Annotated in this window: 15 protein-coding genes; 10 read left to right on the top strand and 5 right to left on the bottom strand. The window is 32.0% G+C overall.

Features of this window, described 5'->3' with window-relative positions:
* Positions 1 to 123: 123 nt before the first annotated feature.
* From D1606_RS12720 to D1606_RS12700, 4 genes are all read left to right on the top strand, one after another.
* Entirely contained in the window at positions 124 to 399 is a 276-nt protein-coding gene (locus D1606_RS12720; RefSeq protein ID WP_164489580.1) for a YqhV family protein, read from the top strand.
* A gap of 509 nt (positions 400 to 908) precedes the next feature.
* Positions 909 to 1,169 carry a hypothetical protein gene (locus D1606_RS12710; protein ID WP_119416389.1) on the top strand — a complete coding sequence of 87 codons (261 nt, stop codon included), beginning with the start codon at positions 909 to 911 and terminating at the stop codon, positions 1,167 to 1,169.
* A 268-nt stretch (positions 1,170 to 1,437) separates the two neighbouring features.
* Positions 1,438 to 2,433: a C40 family peptidase gene (locus tag D1606_RS12705; RefSeq protein ID WP_119416388.1), complete on the top strand. Its 996-nt coding sequence runs from the start codon at positions 1,438 to 1,440 to the stop codon at positions 2,431 to 2,433.
* Between the two features lie 251 nt (positions 2,434 to 2,684).
* A complete protein-coding gene (locus D1606_RS12700; RefSeq protein ID WP_119416387.1) occupies positions 2,685 to 4,148 on the top strand; it encodes a methyl-accepting chemotaxis protein in 1,464 nt (487 codons plus the stop codon).
* A 178-nt stretch (positions 4,149 to 4,326) separates the two neighbouring features.
* Here D1606_RS12700 and D1606_RS18640 read toward each other — a convergent pair whose 3' ends face one another.
* The gene (locus D1606_RS18640) at positions 4,327 to 4,725 is read right to left on the bottom strand and encodes a hypothetical protein (RefSeq protein WP_147414519.1); all 399 of its coding nucleotides are present in this window, start codon (positions 4,723 to 4,725) and stop codon (positions 4,327 to 4,329) included.
* A 314-nt stretch (positions 4,726 to 5,039) separates the two neighbouring features.
* On the opposite strand from D1606_RS18640, the gene D1606_RS12690 reads away from it, so the two are divergent.
* Positions 5,040 to 5,624, top strand: a complete 585-nt coding sequence (locus D1606_RS12690; RefSeq protein WP_119416385.1) for a competence protein ComK — start codon at positions 5,040 to 5,042, stop codon at positions 5,622 to 5,624.
* A gap of 177 nt (positions 5,625 to 5,801) precedes the next feature.
* The gene (locus tag D1606_RS12685) at positions 5,802 to 7,169 is read left to right on the top strand and encodes a S41 family peptidase (protein ID WP_119416384.1); all 1,368 of its coding nucleotides are present in this window, start codon (positions 5,802 to 5,804) and stop codon (positions 7,167 to 7,169) included.
* A gap of 78 nt (positions 7,170 to 7,247) precedes the next feature.
* On the opposite strand, the gene D1606_RS12680 is transcribed toward D1606_RS12685, so the two are convergent.
* Both D1606_RS12680 and D1606_RS12675 read right to left on the bottom strand, forming a co-directional pair.
* Positions 7,248 to 7,964 (bottom strand): S-layer homology domain-containing protein, encoded by a 717-nt coding sequence (locus D1606_RS12680; RefSeq protein ID WP_119416383.1) that lies wholly within the window; start codon positions 7,962 to 7,964, stop codon positions 7,248 to 7,250.
* Positions 7,965 to 8,118: 154 nt separating this feature from the next.
* Entirely contained in the window at positions 8,119 to 8,505 is a 387-nt protein-coding gene (locus D1606_RS12675; RefSeq protein WP_233548101.1) for a PaaI family thioesterase, read from the bottom strand.
* 231 nt (positions 8,506 to 8,736) lie between these two features.
* Here D1606_RS12675 and D1606_RS12670 point away from each other — a divergent pair, with 231 nt between their 5' ends.
* Together D1606_RS12670 and D1606_RS12665 are read left to right on the top strand one after the other, a co-directional pair.
* Positions 8,737 to 9,219, top strand: a complete 483-nt coding sequence (locus D1606_RS12670; protein WP_119416381.1) for a hypothetical protein — start codon at positions 8,737 to 8,739, stop codon at positions 9,217 to 9,219.
* On the top strand, positions 9,207 to 9,497 hold the full coding sequence (locus tag D1606_RS12665; protein ID WP_119416380.1) for a DUF2653 family protein: 291 nt from the start codon (positions 9,207 to 9,209) through the stop codon (positions 9,495 to 9,497). The genes D1606_RS12670 and D1606_RS12665 overlap by 13 nt, the downstream gene beginning before the upstream one ends.
* A 120-nt stretch (positions 9,498 to 9,617) precedes the next feature.
* On the opposite strand, the gene D1606_RS12660 is transcribed toward D1606_RS12665, so the two are convergent.
* On the bottom strand, positions 9,618 to 11,252 hold the full coding sequence (locus D1606_RS12660; RefSeq protein WP_233548100.1) for a tetratricopeptide repeat protein: 1,635 nt from the start codon (positions 11,250 to 11,252) through the stop codon (positions 9,618 to 9,620).
* A 372-nt stretch (positions 11,253 to 11,624) separates the two neighbouring features.
* Between D1606_RS12660 and D1606_RS12655 the strand changes: the two genes are divergently transcribed.
* Complete coding sequence (locus tag D1606_RS12655; RefSeq protein ID WP_119416378.1) at positions 11,625 to 12,413, top strand: immunoglobulin-like domain-containing protein; 789 nt, start codon at positions 11,625 to 11,627, stop codon at positions 12,411 to 12,413.
* Positions 12,414 to 12,588: 175 nt separating this feature from the next.
* Here D1606_RS12655 and D1606_RS12650 read toward each other — a convergent pair whose 3' ends face one another.
* Positions 12,589 to 14,238, bottom strand: a complete 1,650-nt coding sequence (locus D1606_RS12650; protein ID WP_119416377.1) for a tetratricopeptide repeat protein — start codon at positions 14,236 to 14,238, stop codon at positions 12,589 to 12,591.
* Positions 14,239 to 15,157: 919 nt separating this feature from the next.
* On the opposite strand from D1606_RS12650, the gene D1606_RS12645 reads away from it, so the two are divergent.
* Complete coding sequence (locus tag D1606_RS12645; protein ID WP_119416376.1) at positions 15,158 to 18,091, top strand: hypothetical protein; 2,934 nt, start codon at positions 15,158 to 15,160, stop codon at positions 18,089 to 18,091.
* Positions 18,092 to 18,450 lie beyond the last annotated feature (359 nt).

Raw genomic sequence — 18,450 nt, 5'->3', positions numbered from 1 at the left:
TTTAAACAAAAAGTCATTTGATCACTTTTAAGATCAGATGACTTTTTTGCATTGAATTGAATATTGAAAAATAATTAAACGAGACAAGACATATATTGAAAATAATAAGTCAATTAAGATTGGATGATGAAAATAATTGAAAAATCTCTACTTTTAATGGTAATTTTACGTCTACTATCTGGCAGTATTGAAGTAACAGCAGCTCTATTTATGCTCAAATTCAATAGCTTAGAAAAAGCCTTCTATATCAATACGATGTTAGCTTTAGTTGGACCAACAGTATTGATTGTAACAACTGCCATCGCCTTATTTGGACTTGCAGATAAAATATCAATCCCCAGAATGATCTGCCTCTTTGCAGGAATCACACTCATACTTGTCAGTTTAAATGCGAAATAGAAAAGTTTTATTAAGAAACTGATTGAGTTGTGCAAAAGGGGCCGCGAGTTGTGCAAAAGGGGCTGAGTTGTGCAAAAGGAGTAGTGAGTTGTGCAAAAGGGGCCGCGAGTTGTGCAAAAGGGGCTGAGTTGTGCAAAAGGAGTAGTGAGTTGTGCAAAAGGGGCCGCGAGTTGTGCAAAAGGGGCTGAGTTGTGCAAAAGGAGTAGTGAGTTGTGCAAAAGGGGCCGCGAGTTGTGCAAAAGGGGCTGTGAGTTGTGCAAAAGGGGCTGAGTTGTGCAAAAGGGGCCACGAGTTGTGCAAAAGCAACCACCTCCCCATGCAAAAGCGGCCCAAAGTTATCACAAAGAGAAAACCGATTTACTATGAAAGAAATCCTATATTAAATCCCATAATCGATAGCAGCTACCTAAAATAAATTCCACTTTAATGTTTTAACAGAAGCTAAATGGATATCCTATAGAAGTTAAAAACAATTTATCACTGAAACGTATTCGAGGTGGAAAGAAACGATGAAAGAATTTAAAGTTACTTATTTTTTTGATAAAGAACATTATGTTAGACGATTTATATTCATGGAATCACAAGAAGAAGCGGAAAATCTTATTCAACGCGAACGTGATCAATATATTTCATTTATGGACAATAGAGGAATATATCATGAGTTAAATACAGAAAAGGTTCGGATGATCCAAATATCGGAATATCATAGAGTAGATAAAACTAAAAAGGAAAAAGAAACCTATAATCAGGATTACAACTTTTATTCTTAATATATTATTCCATACAAAAGATTCATCACAAAATAAAATAATGAATCTTTTGTATACTGCATAATAGAAAAAATGACAAACAACTATTGAATGCTACTAAACTATAAAATTATTAAAACTACAGCGAAAAAACAAAAATATAATAAAAAAATCAAAAATTCATCATATTGTAATCTAAAATAATATTTTGTAATATTAATATTACAGTTTTGTTACATAACTCTTATATAATAGATTACAATAGCTAATCTAAGGGAGTTCAAATAAATTGAAAAAAACTATCATCTCAGCAATGGCATTAAGCTCGATTATGCTTTTCTCAACAATTAGTAACGAAACAACCGCTTCTGCAGCGAATACATATACAGTTAAAAAAGGCGATACATTATCTGGAATTGCCAAGAAATATGGCGTGTCTTATAAAACACTAATGAGCTGGAATAACTTAAAATCAACAAATATTAAATCTGGCCAAAAGTTAAAAGTTACAGGATCAACAACTAAAACAGCAAAAACTGCTAGCTCAACAAAAGCAACTTCTACATATACAGTTAAAAAAGGCGATACATTATCTGGAATCGCAAAAAAATACGGTGTATCGTACAAGACACTAATGAGTTGGAATAATTTAAAATCAACAAATATCAAATCTGGTCAAAAGTTAAAAGTTAAAGGCACAGCAACGAGCTCTGTAAAAACTAGTAGCTCAACAAAAGCAACTTCTACATATACAGTAAAAAAAGGTGATACATTATCTGGAATTGCTAAGAAATATGGCGTGTCTTATAAAACACTAATGAGCTGGAATAACTTAAAATCAACAAATATCAAAACTGGTCAAAAGTTAAAAGTTAAAGGCACAGCTAAAAAAGTAAGTAATAGTGTTGCAACAAATTCAGCAAATACAAAATTACAAAGAGCAGTATCAATTGCACTAGGACAACAAGGAGTGCCGTACGTATTTGGTGGCTCATCACCTAGTGGCTTTGATTGTAGTGGACTTGTCTATTATTCATATAGAAACGCAGGACTTTCCGTTTATCGCACGACAGCAGCTGGATTCTATTCAATCTCAACACCAACTAGCTCACCTAAAGTAGGCGATATGGTATTTTTCAAAAATACTTATAAAGCAGGTATTTCTCACATTGGTCTTTATATGGGCAACGGTAGATTTATCGCAGCTAGCGGAAATAAAGTGCAAATTAGTTCTGTATACGAATCATATTGGAAAGCACATTTCGCAGGATACAGACATCTATAATTATAAAAAAATAGTATTAAATATAGCCATCTAATCTATATGATTAGATGGTTTTTTTGTTTTCAACAATGCATCTTTTGTCTAAAAGTATTTAATATTTTAATAGTTAATATTATTGTTTATAAGTATATAAACTGATATAATTTCAAATAAATAGATAAAAACATTACTAAATACCTAATAAAGATATTTAATGTTAGTCTTATGCATTACATACTAATACGCTAGGATAAATAGAGGAGTGCGAAAATATGACTATTGAAGATTTGAAGATGGATGATTTAAAAAAGAAAAATAATTATTTATTTTTGGTAATTAGTATTGCTGCCGGCTTAGGGTTTATTGCACAATTAGTGTTTGCTTCAATGCTAGTCGTAACTATATCCGTAGGAGGTGCCTTACTTTTAGCAGTAGTAGCTTTTCTATTGCAGAAAAGATTTGATGCTTTTAAAGGATATTTTCCATACATCATGGTTGTTATTGTCTTCGCACTTATTATGATATTAATCATAGGTGAAGGAACGAGCAAACTTGGAACAATTGCATTGTCATTCTTTTTAATTATGCTTTCTAGTATTCACTCAAATTTAAAAGTATTTATAACAGGTATCATATTAGGTGCAATATCCATTTATATGAATATTATTAATTTCAATGAAAATTTAAGTATAAGTGATCAAATCCCGAATTTAGTATTAATCTTTGGCTTAATCATGATTGGCTTGTTCTTGCAAATCCGCCAAAATGGTAATGTGCTGGGACAAACAATAGACTTGTTACGTACGGTTCATGAAAAATCTGAGGAAGAAAAAATAGCTGCCAACAAACTTTCGGAAGCAGTTCATGTAATTACAACAAATTTAGAAAAAATAAAAACAAATGCTGAAAATACAAGTGCTTCTCAACAAGAAATGTTAACTGCTGTTGATGAAGTGAGTGCTGGAGCTGAACAGCAAACAAATCGTATTAATGATATTGTGAAGAATATCCAAAACTCAAATGAAACAATCCGTGAAATGAAACAGTCATTGCAACAGGCCATGAATTCAACAACTGAAGCTGGTGAACAAGCAACAAATGGTACAGGCAATATGACAAAAGTAAAAGAGGAAATAGATAGTTTCCAAGACTTCTTCTTAGACTTATCTACATCTTTTAAGAATTTAACAGCGAAAATCGAAGAAACAAATTCATTTACCGCTGCTATTAAAGGGATTACCGAACAAACGAATCTACTATCGTTGAATGCTTCAATTGAAGCGGCGAGAGCAGGTGAGCACGGTAAAGGATTTGCAGTTGTAGCAGAAGAAATTCGTAAATTAGCATCAACATCAGCTGATGCATTAGTAAAAATCGAACAGAATCTCCAAAGTGTAAATGAATACAATAAAAGTACTTTAGACCAAATTCTAGATGGTTCTGAACGTATTAATCGCCAAGTGGCAGCTGCAGATAGTTCCGCAACTGCATTTAACACATTGTATATGACGATGGAAGATCTCCAACAAAATATGCAAATAGTTTCTGAAAAGGTAACGGCAGTTGAAACTAATGCTCGTACAATTGAAACAAACACAAGCGAATTTGCGGCCATTATTGAAGAAAGTACAGCAGCACTAGAAGAACTTGGTGCAACGCTTGTAAGTTTAGCTGAGGATCAAAGAAAAACAGTCGATTATGTAACGGAAACATATAGTATTGCAACAGATTTGTAACAGTATAGCCCAACATATTTAAATGCAAAAAATACCAAGGTCATTTAATAGGCCTTGGTATTTTTTATATTTGAAGCGTTGTAAAAATTGATCCTATTTTAACAAGTTATACATACAAATAACTTTATCTAGTCAAACCCCCAAGCCAAGTAGTTAAATGTCACATATACTGCATTGACTAACATGCAAAGGAGAGAAAAAATGGTTCAACCTTTCGATGGATTTGGAAGTAAGAGTCCTGGGTATCAATGGAATCCGTGGCACTCAGAGGACAAATGGAATACAGGCTCAAATTGGCATTCAGAGGATCAGTGGCCACAAGATAATAAACAGTACCAAATTCAACAAAACCCGAGCAACCAATGGAGCCCAGGTCAACATTCCCCAAGTAACCAATGGAAACCGGGTCAACAAAACCCGAGTAATCAATGGAATTCAGGTCAGCACTACCCAAGCAATCAGTGGATGCCGGGCCAACACTACTACCCAAGTAATCAGTGGATGCCAGGTCAACACTATCCAAGCAATCAATGGCACCAATGGAACCCGGGTCATCCTTGGATGTAAATAAAACCAAAAGGCATCTCACCATAGAGATGCCTTTTATCTTTGCATAAGTCTAGCATTTGGTTAAACTCCTTAGAAACCCCTCGAAAAAAGAAATAAATCAAGCCTTCACAAAATATACAAAGATTAAATAAACAAATAAACTAAAAACAGAAAAATTTTGACAGTTGAAAATACTGATTATAAAATAATATTAATAGATAATCTAACTATGACATTTATACTTTGTTTTCGATGAGGTTTATTGAAAAGAAGTATATTTATGGGAGTTTAAACCTAAAAACGAATTAAAAAGTAAATTTAATTTAAAAGGGAGGGTAAATAATGCTAGAAGATGTTTACATAGTAAATGAAAATACAATGGCATTTATACCAGACTTTAATGGCAATGGTGGTATCGAAACATGGATCCTAGAAGTGGGAATCCTAAAAAAGTGTCATTTAAATCCATTAGAACTTATTGATTATAATTTACGCTTTTTTGGCTCTAGTTTGAAAGGGGCTAATGAAGGCACTCGTCATATTTTAGGTGAAGTTCAGATGTTTCCAATCATTATTAATCTGAAACGTCTTTTAGTTTGGCTTCCAACGACATCTCAAAAAAATAAAGATTGTATTTGGATCGCTCTTGATCATATTAAAGATTATAGTAAAAAATATCATAATACTGAAATCCTCTTCACTAATGGTTCATCAATATTACTTCCAATAAGCTTTCGTTCTTTTGAAAAAAGAATTCATCGAGCATATGAACTAAAATTCAAGTTAGAATACCATGCAAATTATTTACGCATTCCTACTAATATCAAGGATACCTTTCTACAATGTGAAATTGTAAAAGACGATGATGATATGAATTATAAAATATATAGAAAAGAGAAAAGAATAAAGAATCATTTTGATAACTAAAAGAAATATTTTATAAAGAAGTCGAAGTTGCTTGTTGAATTGAAAGCGGTTACTCAATTGTGAAAGAATCACCTGCTACAACACTATATTTAACTTCAAACGATAAAATATTCATAGTTTACCCACTCTATCTTTCAAAAAGGTACAATAGATTAAAAGATAAAAGTGGGGGATTTCATGAAAATATTTAAAATTTTTAGCTCTAGTGTATTAATGATTATGCTTTTATTATTTGCATCGTCTAGTGCTTATGCAGCTGAACCCTTAGGTGAAGTTAAAAATATCGTAAAAGAGTATTATTATCCAAAAGTATCAACAGACGCACTGAATAGTACTAGGATTGATGAATTGATGAAGCAGTTGGATCCTTATTCAGTTTATATGACAAGAGAAGAATATCAGACTTTTGAAAATGCCATTAAAAGAAAATTTGTAGGTATCGGTATTACTATTTTAGAGGATAAAAAGGGTTTGAAAATTGTCTCTATATTAAAAAATAGTCCTGCAGAACTTGCCGGTCTAAAAGCGGGAGATATTATTACTAAAGTTAATGGTGAAAATATAGCTGGGGAATCTTCTGAAATGATCACTTCGCGTATTACAGGTAAAGAGGATACTAAAGTACATATATCAGTTTTCAGGCCTTCTACCAAAAATACATTTGACCAAAAAATTACTCGGAAAGTTATTAAATTACCCAATGTAGAAACCAAAAAACTTGCAGGAAATATTGGGTTTATCCGATTAAACAGTTTTTCGGATGAAAGTGCAAAAGAAATACAGAATGCTATTAAGTCTATGCCTGGGATGAAAGGATGGATTTTTGATCTCCGCAGTAATGGTGGAGGATACGTGGATACTGCACAAAAAGTAATAGGGATTTTTCCAAAGGCTACATATGCTTTTGTATACAAAGCAAAAGCAGGAGATTTTCAGATTTACGATGCTATCAAACAAAAAGTTCAGTGGAATAAGCCAGTATCAATCTTAACAGATGCCAACACAGCAAGTGCATCAGAAATGACTGTTGCAGCGGCAAAGGATTTCAAATTAGCGAAGATTTATGGACAAACGACATTTGGTAAAGGGGTTATGCAAAGTATTATTCCTTTAAGTGATGGAAGTATCCTTAAGTTAACAACGGCAGAATTTTTTGGACCTAACTTATATAAGATTAACAAAAAAGGTGTCAAACCTGATATTCCAACAGCAATAGGGAAAGAATTAGAAAAAAGTCATAATGATTATTTGTTAAAACAATTAAAAAGCTATAAGAAACGTTCCAATATAGAGAAGAGTGTATCATCTCAATCTATGCAAGTAAAAACTAGTAAGGACTTGTCATGGACCACGCTCAAAAATTCTAAAGTATATTTATGGAAAATTGGTGGAACATCGCGCAAAATAATTGTCAAACAGACTTCGGGCAAAAAGCTGATTATTACACCAAGCAAACAACTGAAATCTGGTACAACCTATTATTTAGTCGTTAATCCTAATGAAAAAAATAAGAAAGGTACCTATAGTAAAGTTGTAATCAAATAGTACTTCGCACTATTACATTCATACGAACCTAAAAAGTGGTCATCCATCTACATTTGTAGATTATGACCACTTTTTGTATTAATCATCATCTTCAGTTTCATCTATATCGCTATCAGATGAATCTGGCATGCTATCGATTTCTTCAGCCATGGACTCATCAAGTTCATCTTTTGCATCTAGTGCCTTTTTCAATGCAATTGCAAAATCAGCACGATTCATTTTCTTTTCTGGAAGGAACTTTTTAGATGAATTACCTTTTAAAATATTGTATGAAGCAGCTGTTGAAATATAGTCTTTATATGAATTATGTTTAGTTACATCTACATACTCTTTACCTGTTTTTATAGGTAGGTTAAATGCATTTACAATGAGTTTTGCCGCTTCTTGTCTTGTAATTGTATTTTGTGGATAAAACTTCGAGCCATGATCAAATGCGTCAATTGATGTTAAAGCGATAATATATGAATAGTTTGATGTCTTATGTGAGACATCTTCAAATGAAATATGACTTGCTAACTTTACTTCGCTTGAAATATCATTTGCTTTACCAACAAATTTAGCAGCATCAGCTTTTGTAACTGCTTTTTTGGGCTTGAAAGCTGCATTTTTGTATACATTCATGTAATCCATACTTGTGACATACAAGACGGAGGAGTATGCGGGATGCTGTTTATTTAAATCGGAGAACTTCATGATAATTGCTGCATTTGCAGTTAATCCATAAAATAAACTGCTTACTAACAGCGATATTGTAGTAAACAAAAGGATCAAATTATTCCTTTTACTATATTTCATCAAAACCTCCCCAAATCTCTTAATTTTCTCAATTATACCTAAATTTGATTACAAATTTGTAACAGGTATATTTCAAGTTAAGTATATTTGGGGGGTTTTATGTCACATAGATAGTTTAATATAACTATAATAATCCTATTAGATATAGGTGAAATTAATGAGTTCCTTTAAAGGTGGCTGTTGCAAAGCCTACTAGTTCCTGATCTTCGTTATATAATCGTCCTTCTAAAATGACGGTTGAACGTGTTTGAGAGATAACACGACCCAATGCTTGAATTCGACCTTTTGTAATAGGTTTTAAAAATCTTGTTTCCAATTGTATTGTAACGACTTTATCAAAGCCAAGAGTGTGAGTTGCGATCCCCATTACTGTGTCAAGAGCTGCCATAAAGACACCACCGTGTAAAGTTCCTACAACATTTGTTAAATCTTCACGGTAGTTAAAGGCAATTTCAGCAACTCCATCTTCTGCATGAATATACTCAAAACCAAGTGTTTGCCAGAAAGTACTTTGTTCAAAACGTTGTTGAACGGTTTTCATTGTTGTCAAAATATCTCCTCCTGTACTATTACTATAACTTTTTAAGTCATATTAGAAAAGGTATATTCTAAAAAAGACGGACCTCAAGTTTTGTGAAATAGGATATAAGTTGTCGCTAATTAATCGCCTAAAAAAATTTTCTTGAGCCTTAGCGTTTCATTTTATAAAAGAGACGGTAGATGATAAAATGGTAGTAAGTTAAAAAACTTAAATTTATCGGAGGGTTTTTAATTGAAAAAACTTGCAGCAGCTTTATTTGCAGCTACACTTACTTTCTCAACTGTTGGGCCAATTGTTATGGATAGTCATCAAGGAACAATCACAGCGGAAGCAAAAGGTTACAAATCAGGAAAACGTGGATTTAACTCAAACGGAAGTTCAAATAATAATTCATTCTTTAATAACAATAAATCAAATACAAATAGCAATACAAAAGACAACAATAGCATCAATAACAAAACAACAAACAATAAAACAAATACAGCAAATCCTACAACCAATAAAGGTGGCTTCCTAAAAGGGATGATGGTCGGTGGGTTAGCAGGTATGTTATTTGGCGGTATGATGAGTCATATGGGAGCAATGGGTAATTTCTTCGGATTACTTATTAATGTGATTGCCATTTTAGTGTTAATCATGTTAGTCATGAAAATCTTCCAAATGTTCACACGTAACAAAAGAAAAGAAGAGGATCGTAACGTATGGAAACGATAACACTTTCAGAAGATAATCTTATAAATGCATTATGTGTCTACCATGCGAGACAAATCAATGTAATGCCAGAAAATGTTGAAATTGAACTTTGCTTCGATGACGATGAAGGCTATTATGCAGAAGCCTATTATAATGGTCGAAAAGATACGTATCGAGTAGCTAATATGTTATCGGCAATTCGAGTCTTTTTACAAGAAGAAGTGAATATCGACCCATATGCCGCAAGCATTCGTCTAGAAATTGATGATGAACAAGGCATGATTGCTATTGTTGAATAATATTAAAAAGTTGGGTTAAAAGTGGTTCAGCCCATATAAAAAAGGAAATTGCATTATGCAATTTCCTTTTTATTTTGGACATATGTGATGTCTTTTATCCTTTAAAGCGTTTAATCTGCCTTATTCTTTTCCCTTTAAATCAGCAATTTTTTCTCGGATCTTTTTCGAACGAATCTTCTTATTAGTAGCTTCTAGCATTTTTTCAGCTTTTGCTGATTCTCCATTAGCTATATAAATATCGGCCAATAGGAGGTAGAATCTTGATAAATCAGGGTGTATTTCGATAGCCTCATGTGTATATTTTTCAGCTTCCTCCAGTTTTCCTATTTTTATCAAAATTTCAATACGAAGAGCAAGTGAACGATCATATTTTGGTGCTAATTCCACGGATCTATTTGCTAAAGCTAAAGCCCATTTCATTTTCTTATGTCTACGACAGTGAATTCCTAGCACTCGATGGTATTCCGCAGACTTTGTATGCAATTTTCGATCATAGTCTGGTATTGGTTTTTCAGACAAAAATAATGTAACGATTTCTTTTAAAACTCCAGCTTCCCTTAAATAAGTTGGCACACGATGCCCAGCATAGTAGAATTTTTTATAAATCGCATTAGGATAAGAATGCATAATCTCTTTTGTGATATAAGGATTATCCACTTTTTCCTTTGGATCGTAACAAATAGTTGGTTGAATATCCTTATTTACTGGGTGAGATAAAGGATGTAAAAACTTGTTGTATTTTCGTTCCTTCGTACCATATATAGGGTGAGCTGGGTTTCTAGGTGCCATAGATAATATTTTGCAATCAGGTATCGTAGAACCTAGAAATAACGCGTTATAACCACCTAAACTTGTGCCGTACGCAAATCTTTTATCGTAATAGGACACTAACTTTTCGATTGCATGATAGTAATCTTCTCTAGTAATATCCTGATGATAATTATTTGCAGTCCTACGTCGAAGCGAGATTAAATCGACACCTTGCTTCTTCAAGAGTTTATACGCAAAAGGTTTCCCTGTAACTGTTTTATCAATAGCATCAAATGTAGCAACCATCCGTTTTGTTGGATGAATATACTTATAAAACTCGATGGAACTTTCTCCATTATTGAAAATTACTATTTTCTCATAATTATCTTTATAAATTTCAGGAAGGAGTTCTGCGTAGTTTTCATTGCAATATGCGAATTGTTTCTCGGCTTCTTCAAAACGCCCAGCAGCCATATGAACCATTCCGATTTTCATATTCAATTTGACAAGTGATTTTGTATCTTTTTCTAAAGATTTTAGTTTTTCAAAATAAGAAATCGTCTCTTCAAAATGACCAAATTCTAAAGATAGTTCAATAATTTTATAAAGCAATTCTTTTTGTTCTGGATTAGTTTGTAACTCCATTTTTAATAATTCTAAAGAAGTTTTATATTGATGATTTTTTAGAAATATTCTTTGTAAAAATTCAAAAAATCTAATGGGCTTTTTATTTAATACTCTTTTGATCGTTCTAGGTATATGCAATGATTTTCCTCTATCAATATTATGGTTTGCATAAAATGTCCATAATGCACGATGTAATGAAAGGCTTGTTGGATATACTTGAAGTCCCTCTTGTAAAATGTACATTGCATCAGTTAAATTGTTGGCCTTTTCATAAATGGAAGCTAATTGAATATAGCTTTTTGTCCTTGGCTTTTCTTCTTTTTGTTGTATCAATTGTTTTGCAATCTGATCCGCCAAATCTACGGTGTTCGTCTGCATTTTCAATGTAAATATCTCCTTTAGTATCTTTAAAATCAAGTTGGAAACTTCTCTACAATAATATTTAATCATAGAACTAACACCAATACTTAATAAAAAATAAAACTTAACATGATATTAAGAAATTAGTTATATTATTGTCATATTTAAGTGGATGAATACACACTTGTAACCTTTTTGAAAAAATACAAACAACATTTAATATTAATGGAAGAATGTTATATTTATATAATAATTAAGTGCTATTTGTAATAAAAATATATCATTTTTTATGCTAGTATATTTTGTAAGGATTGCTAAGGGATAATATGGTATTAAGCCATATAAAGCTGAAGTATCTTTGCTATTTTAATAGTTAAGGGAGAAAAAACAATGACAAAATTTGCGCAAAAAATGATTAAATCTGCAGCGGCGTTGGCTTTAGGTGCGTCTGTATTAACAACAGCAGTAGTGTCTGGTGACGCATCAGCATCTGCTAAAACTACTTGCAAAGTTTCACATGGTAAACTAATTAACGCTAAAAGTAAAAAAGTAATTGCTGGATTTAAAATGTTCAATTCAGTACTTTATAAAAACGGTAAAAAATTCACCGGTGTTTATAAAGGTAAGTATTATAAACAAGGAGAACTTTATACAGGTTTAGTTAAAAAGATTTATTTCAAAAAAGGTGTAAAAGCCAATGGTACATTTAAAGGCGTTTATTACAAATATGGTAAACCGTTTACTGGAGAAAAAGGTCATGTGCATTTTAAAAATGGTAAAAAATTAAACCATGTAACTGTAAAAGGTATTTACTATATTAATGGAGTTCGTGCTACTGGTGTTTATGAAGTTAACGGTAAAAATGTACAATTTAAAAACGGTAAAGCAGTAGCAGACCACAAAGCTCCAGTCATTACACTTGAAGGCGGCGCTAAAAAAATCTACAAAGTCAAAAATGGTGAAGAATTTACTGCACCAAAAGCTACAGCAAAAGATAATTTAGATAAAACAGTTACAGTTACTACAAAAATTTTCAATCCACAAGGAAAAGTGATTGATCATATTGATACTACTGTAGCAGGAGCTTACAAAATCAAATATTATTCAAAAGACTTGGCTTCCAATAAATCTAAAGTAACAGTTACTGTAGTAGTGGAACCAGCTACAACAGATAAATAAGATAATTCTTAAAGACAACGAAATTGAACTGCTTCCTAATTGTTAGATATGTAACAATTGGGAAGCGTTTTTTATTGGCAAAATTAAAAAATGAGTCCGGTAGAGTAGGTACCAAACTCATTTTTTAACTTTTAGGGTACTTCAAAGAAAATGTAATTTCTGTTGGAGTACTTGATTAAACAAGTTGCATCTGTTCTTTCAAAGAAGCAAGTTTGTTCTTGATTTTTTTGGACTTAATAGACTGTTTAGCGGATTCTAATACTTCTATTGCTAAGTCTATATCACCTTTTGCAACATAGGCATCAGATAAAAGGATATAAAATTTAGCTAAACTTGGGTGCAGCTTAATCGCCTCTTTTGCATATTCTATACACTCATCATATTGTTTTAAGTTAAGTAATACTTCTATTCTAAGTGCCAAAGAGCGATCATATGTTGGTGCGAGTTCTACGGATTTGTTGACTAAATCTAGTGCCCACTTATATTTTAAATGACGCTTACAGGCAATAGCGAGAATTCTATGGTATTCTGCAGATTTATTATGCAGTTTTGAACTGTATTCTGGAATTGGTTCTTCTGCTAAAAAGCGAGAAACTAAATCTTTTAGAACGCCTATTTGTTGCAAATATAAAGGAACACGGTGCCCTGCATAATAGAAATGTTTGAAATCCGCGTTAGGGTATGATTTTTTAATTTCTTTTGTGATATAACGTTGGTCAATTCTTTCTTTCGGATCATAACATATGATTGGTTTTATTTCTGTATTAATAGGATGAGAAAGTGAATGGGTAAATTTAGAGTTTCCTCTTATTTTAGATCCATAGTTTGGATGAGCAGAATTTCTCGGTGCAAGCGCTAATATTTTACATTCTGGAATAGTAGCACCGAAATACAATGCACAATATCCACCTAAACTTGTCCCATACGCAAATCTCTTCTCGTAAAAAGGTATTAACTTTTCTATTGTACGATAGTACTCTTCTCGTGAAAGATCTTGATGATAATTGTCTACTGTTCTACGTCTAAGGGAGATAAGGTCGACTGATTTCTTCTTTAAAATCCCAAAAGCAAATGGTTTTGATTTATTGGTTTTATCAATAGAATCAAAGGTTGCAACAACTCGTTTCGTAGAATGGATGCTTTTGTAATATTCGATGGAGCTTTCCCCGTTATTGAAGATGACTAATTTCTCGTAACCATCATTATAAATCTCAGGTAAAAGATCTCCGTATTTTTCCATGCAATATGTGAATTGTTTTTCTCCTTTAGCAAATTCCCCATTAAGCATATGAACCATTCCGATTTTCATATTAATTCGTACAAGCTGATTGATATCGGTCGTTTCTTTCTTTAAAGTTTCCAAATAAATAATAGCTTCCTTATAATGAGTAACGCTTAAAGCTCTTTGGATTGCCTTATTCAAAAGAACAACATCTGTTGGCTGCTTTTGTAACTGCATTTGGGTAATAGCAAGAGATAATTCAAATTGATGATTTTGAAGTAGTACTTCTTGTAAACGTTCAAAAAATTTAATTGGTTTTTTCTGAATGCAATTTTTAAGAACTCTTGGTACATGTTTTATTTTTTCTTTTTGATTGTTTTGCTTTGTATATAAAGACCATAATGCTCGATGCAGAGAGATACTGGTAGGATGTTCTTGTATCCCTTCTTGTAAAACGTATATGGCTTTATTTTTTTTATCGATTTGTTCAAAAAGATAGGAAAGTTCGAGATAACTAATATCACTTGGTTTTTCTTCGTGTTGTTGAATGATTCGATTCCCAATCTGTTCAACTAAACTATCTATATTCGACAAATTTTTCAAAATAAAAAGCTCCTTTTAAGTATATCTATATTAATTTAAACATTATAAAGGTTGGGAATGGTAGCGTTTAACAAAATGTTAAGAAAGGGTAATAATATTATCGAAAATAATAAGAAAGAAATATATTTGTAATCTGATAAATATACATATAACTAGAAGTTTCGAACCTTTTTGAGAAATATTATTAGAAATAACGATTGAATATAAAGAGAAATTGCACCTAGTAGTATGATTTAATCTTGTTTTAAGTAGTAGAAATTTATATGAGGCTAAGAAAAAATAGATACGAGAGTAACTAGTATAAATTTTATAGAGAATACGAAATGAAGTAAATATGACAAAAAAACTAGAAGTGGAATTAGAACGCTTTGGATCCAGTTGTTGATGGATGATTTAGGAAATGATGCATATAAAACACGAACGAAAGTCGAAAAATGTCGAATGAAATCGATTTCAATTTAATAGAATACGAATAATTAGGTATTTTTGATTAATAATAAAACTTTATTGCTTGTATATATATCAAATAAATATCATCAAGGATAAATAGTTATTAGGTTCTTATAGAACCTTTAATTGTTAAAATTTATAAGTATTTTGCCTGTGTTAATGAATTAATAATTTGCTTATTTTGTTAAATTTCTATTTATAACCTATTATAAGTAATTGTATGTTGAAATGAAAGATTTGAAGTGATTTGATGGTAACTATAAAAGGTAAATAATATAAAATTAATAGTAATAATGGATTATTATTCGATTTTATGTTAAAAAGTTATCAAAAAATATTAAAATCATTAATTATTTGTGGTAATATAGTCATCAAGGATTACTTGAAGGTTATTTATGGAATATATTCAGGTATATTATTCTTACGTACGTAATCCAAAAATAGTACATATATTAAAGGAGAATGGAAAATGACAAACTACAAAATGAAATTTGTAAAATCAGCAGCTGCCCTAGCTCTAGGTGCTTCTGTTATCACATCAGCAGTTGTAGCTGGCGATCTATCAGCATCTGCAAAAACTACATACAAGGTATCAAAAGGTAAACTTGTAAACGCTAAAACTAAAAAAGCAATCAAAGGTTACAAAGTTTATAAATCAGTACTATATAAAGATGGTAAAAAGTTCACTGGTCTTCACAGCAAACGCTATTACAAAGCTGGCGTTAAAGCAACAGGTACTTATAAAGGCGCTTACTACGTAAAAGGTGTTAAGAAAATCGAAACTGGTACTTATAAAGGGGTTTACTACAAAAAAGGCGTTAAAGCTACTGGTTACTACAAAAAAGCTTACTATGTAAAAGGTAAAAAAGTTGTAGATACAGGTATTTACAATGGAAAATTCTATAAAGATGGTAAACTTAACATCGGTCTTGCTTTATATCAAGACAAACTATATAAAGATACTAAACTTAACAAAGGTCTTGTATTATTCCAAGATAAACTATACAAAGACACTGCTCTTAACAAAGATCTTGTATTATACCAAGATAAACTATACAAAGATGCAGAACTTAACAAAGGCTTAGTAAAATATGAAGATAAATACTACTTTGATGCAGAATTAGCTAACGGAACATACAAAGATGAAAACGGTGTTGAAAAACTATATAAAGACGGCACAGTTGTTGATCTTGCAGTTGAATCTGTAAAAGCTGTTACTGCTAAAACTTTAGAAGTGAAATTTAACCAAGCTGTAAATGTTACAGCTGCTGATTTCTCTGTAGCTAAAGGTTCAGTTAAATCAAACGTTGCAAACGTTGTAATTGCAGAAGATAAAAAATCTGCTCAAATCGAATTAACTTCAAAATTAACTAAAGGTGATTACACTGTATCAGTGAAAAATGGTGAACAAACTTTAACTGGTACTGTAACTGCTGATGATGAAAAAGTTGCTGGTATTCAAGTGCTTTCTGATAATGCGGTTTTAAGTGGCGTTACTGATAATGATGGTAAGACTACAGCTACAGTTGGCGTTCAAATTTCAAACCAATATGGTGAAGATGTAACAAAACTTAATGCTGGTAACGTAAATGTTAATGTTTCTGGTGTAGCAACATCTGGAACACTAAATCCTAATGGTACTCTAACACTTGAAGGCATCACTGCTTCTACTGTTAAAGAAGGTGATAATATTATCGTCACTTTAGTAAACGGTGCAACAGCAACTACTACTACTAAAACTGTAAAAGTATCTGCAAAATCAGTAGCTTCTTCAGTTGAAGTGGGAACTCTTTATAATAAAGATGGTAAAACATTATCTCAAGATACAGATTTCTCTGCAGATAAATTTTACTTACCAATCACTGTAAAAGATCAATATGGTAAAGAAATTACAGATGCAGACAAAGCAAATAATGAATTACTTATTACTAATACTAATTCAGCAGTAGCTGCATTTGCTGATAACAACGAAATCAAAGAAGTTACTATTGATGGTAAAGACGTTTTAGCTTTACAAGTTTCTTCTGTTAACTTAGCAGGTACAACTAATGTATTAGCAATTTCTAAAGCTAATGGTACAAGTGCTCAAGGAACTGTAACAGTTAAAGATGGTGTTAAAATTGCTTCTGCAACATTATCAGCTCCAACTGCATTAGTAACAGCTAATAAAGATACTTACTTCCCACTTTCAGTAGTTGATAGTGAAGGTAAAGAAGTAACAACTAAAAAAGCATTGGATGCTATTAACGACACAGTAACTGTAACAGGCGGTACTATTGAAGAAGTAGAAGGTAAAGGATTATTTGTTAAAGTGGACCACGAAAGTGTAGTAGCTAATTCTCCATTAACAGTTGTTGTAAATACTTCAACTGGTAAAGTATCCACTCAAACAGTAGTTCCTAAAGCTGAAGCTGTAGCAACAGTTGTAACTGGTATTTCAGCTGATAAAGCAACTGCCTTACGTCAAGGGAAATCTGTAACAATTGCTAATACTGACTTAGTTATTGAAGATCAATATGGTCAAGTAATTAAATCAGAAAATAACGGTGATGTATTATTCAAAGCGTTTGCTAGTGATGATACTCCATTCACTGTAACCAATGTTGAAGGTAATAAATCAGTAACAATTGCTGCAAAATCTGATTATGCTGGTGCTAAAACATCTGATAAATTAGATTTCAAATTATTAGATGCTACTGATGCACATAATGCTATTGAAGCTAGTACTTTCACAAAAACATTTACTGTAGTTTCAGATTCAACATTTGCTTCATACAAAGTTGAAGATGTAGCACCTATCTATGTTACTGCTAATGAAGCTGGTGTTTATAGAATCGTAGATGGTTATGATAAAGATGTAGTAGTTAAAGCAACATCTAAATCTGGAGATGTTGTAACTTTAGATGAAGATACTGATTACTCAGTAACCGGTAAAGATGCATCTAAAATTAAATTTGCAACTGGTTCTGACACAGCAACTCAAACTGTAACTGTTACAATCAATTCAACTGGTGAACAATTCACTAAAGAAATCACATACTCTAAAGCAGAAGCAAAACCTGCTAAAGTTGAATTAGTAGGTCCAACTGTTGATGCAACAGCTACTAAATATGACTTAGTAAGCAAAAAAGAAATCACAGAAACAACAGCAGTTAATGCAGCTGCAATTGAAAAATTACTTAACGTTCTTGTAACTGATCAATATGGTGTCAAAGCTGTAGATGCTGCTGATACAATTACATTCACAAAAGTTTCTGGTAATGCAACATTCACTGGAAATGGTACAGCTGACGCAAAAATTACATCTGCTGAAGATGGTGCTGTTGTTAACGCAACTATTAATGTAGGCGGACAAAAAGCAACTGTTCAATTAACATTAACTAATGGTATTACTGCCGAATAAGACTAAACGATAACGTTACTTTAGGTTTCAGTCACCGAAACAATTCAGAAAATAGACTGCAAATTAAGTCCTTAATCTCTTCGGAGGTTAAGGGCTTTTCTTTTATTGTTGTATTAAATATCTTTAGTTAATTTAATAAGATAGCTAAGCTAATAGATATTGCTACTGAATTAGTGAAAGAGGATACTACAAGATGATGCAATATTGTTCAAGAGGCGTAATGCTGAAAATTTCCTCTGATGGTTCTTAGCTAGTAAATGATGTAATCACAGGTGTAGGCACCCAAAAAATAATAGCCCTCAAAAGGAAATAAACAAACTCAAAAAGGAAATAAACCCATCCAAAAAGAAATAAAAGGG

The organism is Rummeliibacillus sp. POC4, assembly GCF_003576525.1.
Lineage (GTDB): Bacteria > Bacillota > Bacilli > Bacillales_A > Planococcaceae > Rummeliibacillus.
Note: the sequence above shows the minus strand (reverse complement) of the source record. Positions and strands in the feature narration are given on the sequence as shown.

Bases quoted from the DNA above. Each gene is read 5' to 3' on its own strand.
- D1606_RS12720 (WP_164489580.1), top strand. From the start codon at position 124: ATGATGAAAATAATTGAAAAATCTCTACTTTTAATGGTAATTTTACGT.
- D1606_RS12710 (WP_119416389.1), top strand. From the start codon at position 909: ATGAAAGAATTTAAAGTTACTTATTTTTTTGATAAAGAACATTATGTT.
- D1606_RS12700 (WP_119416387.1), top strand. From the start codon at position 2,685: ATGACTATTGAAGATTTGAAGATGGATGATTTAAAAAAGAAAAATAAT.
- D1606_RS12690 (WP_119416385.1), top strand. From the start codon at position 5,040: ATGCTAGAAGATGTTTACATAGTAAATGAAAATACAATGGCATTTATA.
- D1606_RS12685 (WP_119416384.1), top strand. From the start codon at position 5,802: ATGAAAATATTTAAAATTTTTAGCTCTAGTGTATTAATGATTATGCTT.
- D1606_RS12680 (WP_119416383.1), bottom strand. From the start codon at position 7,964: ATGAAATATAGTAAAAGGAATAATTTGATCCTTTTGTTTACTACAATA.
- D1606_RS12675 (WP_233548101.1), bottom strand. From the start codon at position 8,505: ATGAAAACCGTTCAACAACGTTTTGAACAAAGTACTTTCTGGCAAACA.
- D1606_RS12665 (WP_119416380.1), top strand. From the start codon at position 9,207: ATGGAAACGATAACACTTTCAGAAGATAATCTTATAAATGCATTATGT.
- D1606_RS12660 (WP_233548100.1), bottom strand. From the start codon at position 11,252: ATGCAGACGAACACCGTAGATTTGGCGGATCAGATTGCAAAACAATTG.
- D1606_RS12655 (WP_119416378.1), top strand. From the start codon at position 11,625: ATGACAAAATTTGCGCAAAAAATGATTAAATCTGCAGCGGCGTTGGCT.
- D1606_RS12645 (WP_119416376.1), top strand. From the start codon at position 15,158: ATGACAAACTACAAAATGAAATTTGTAAAATCAGCAGCTGCCCTAGCT.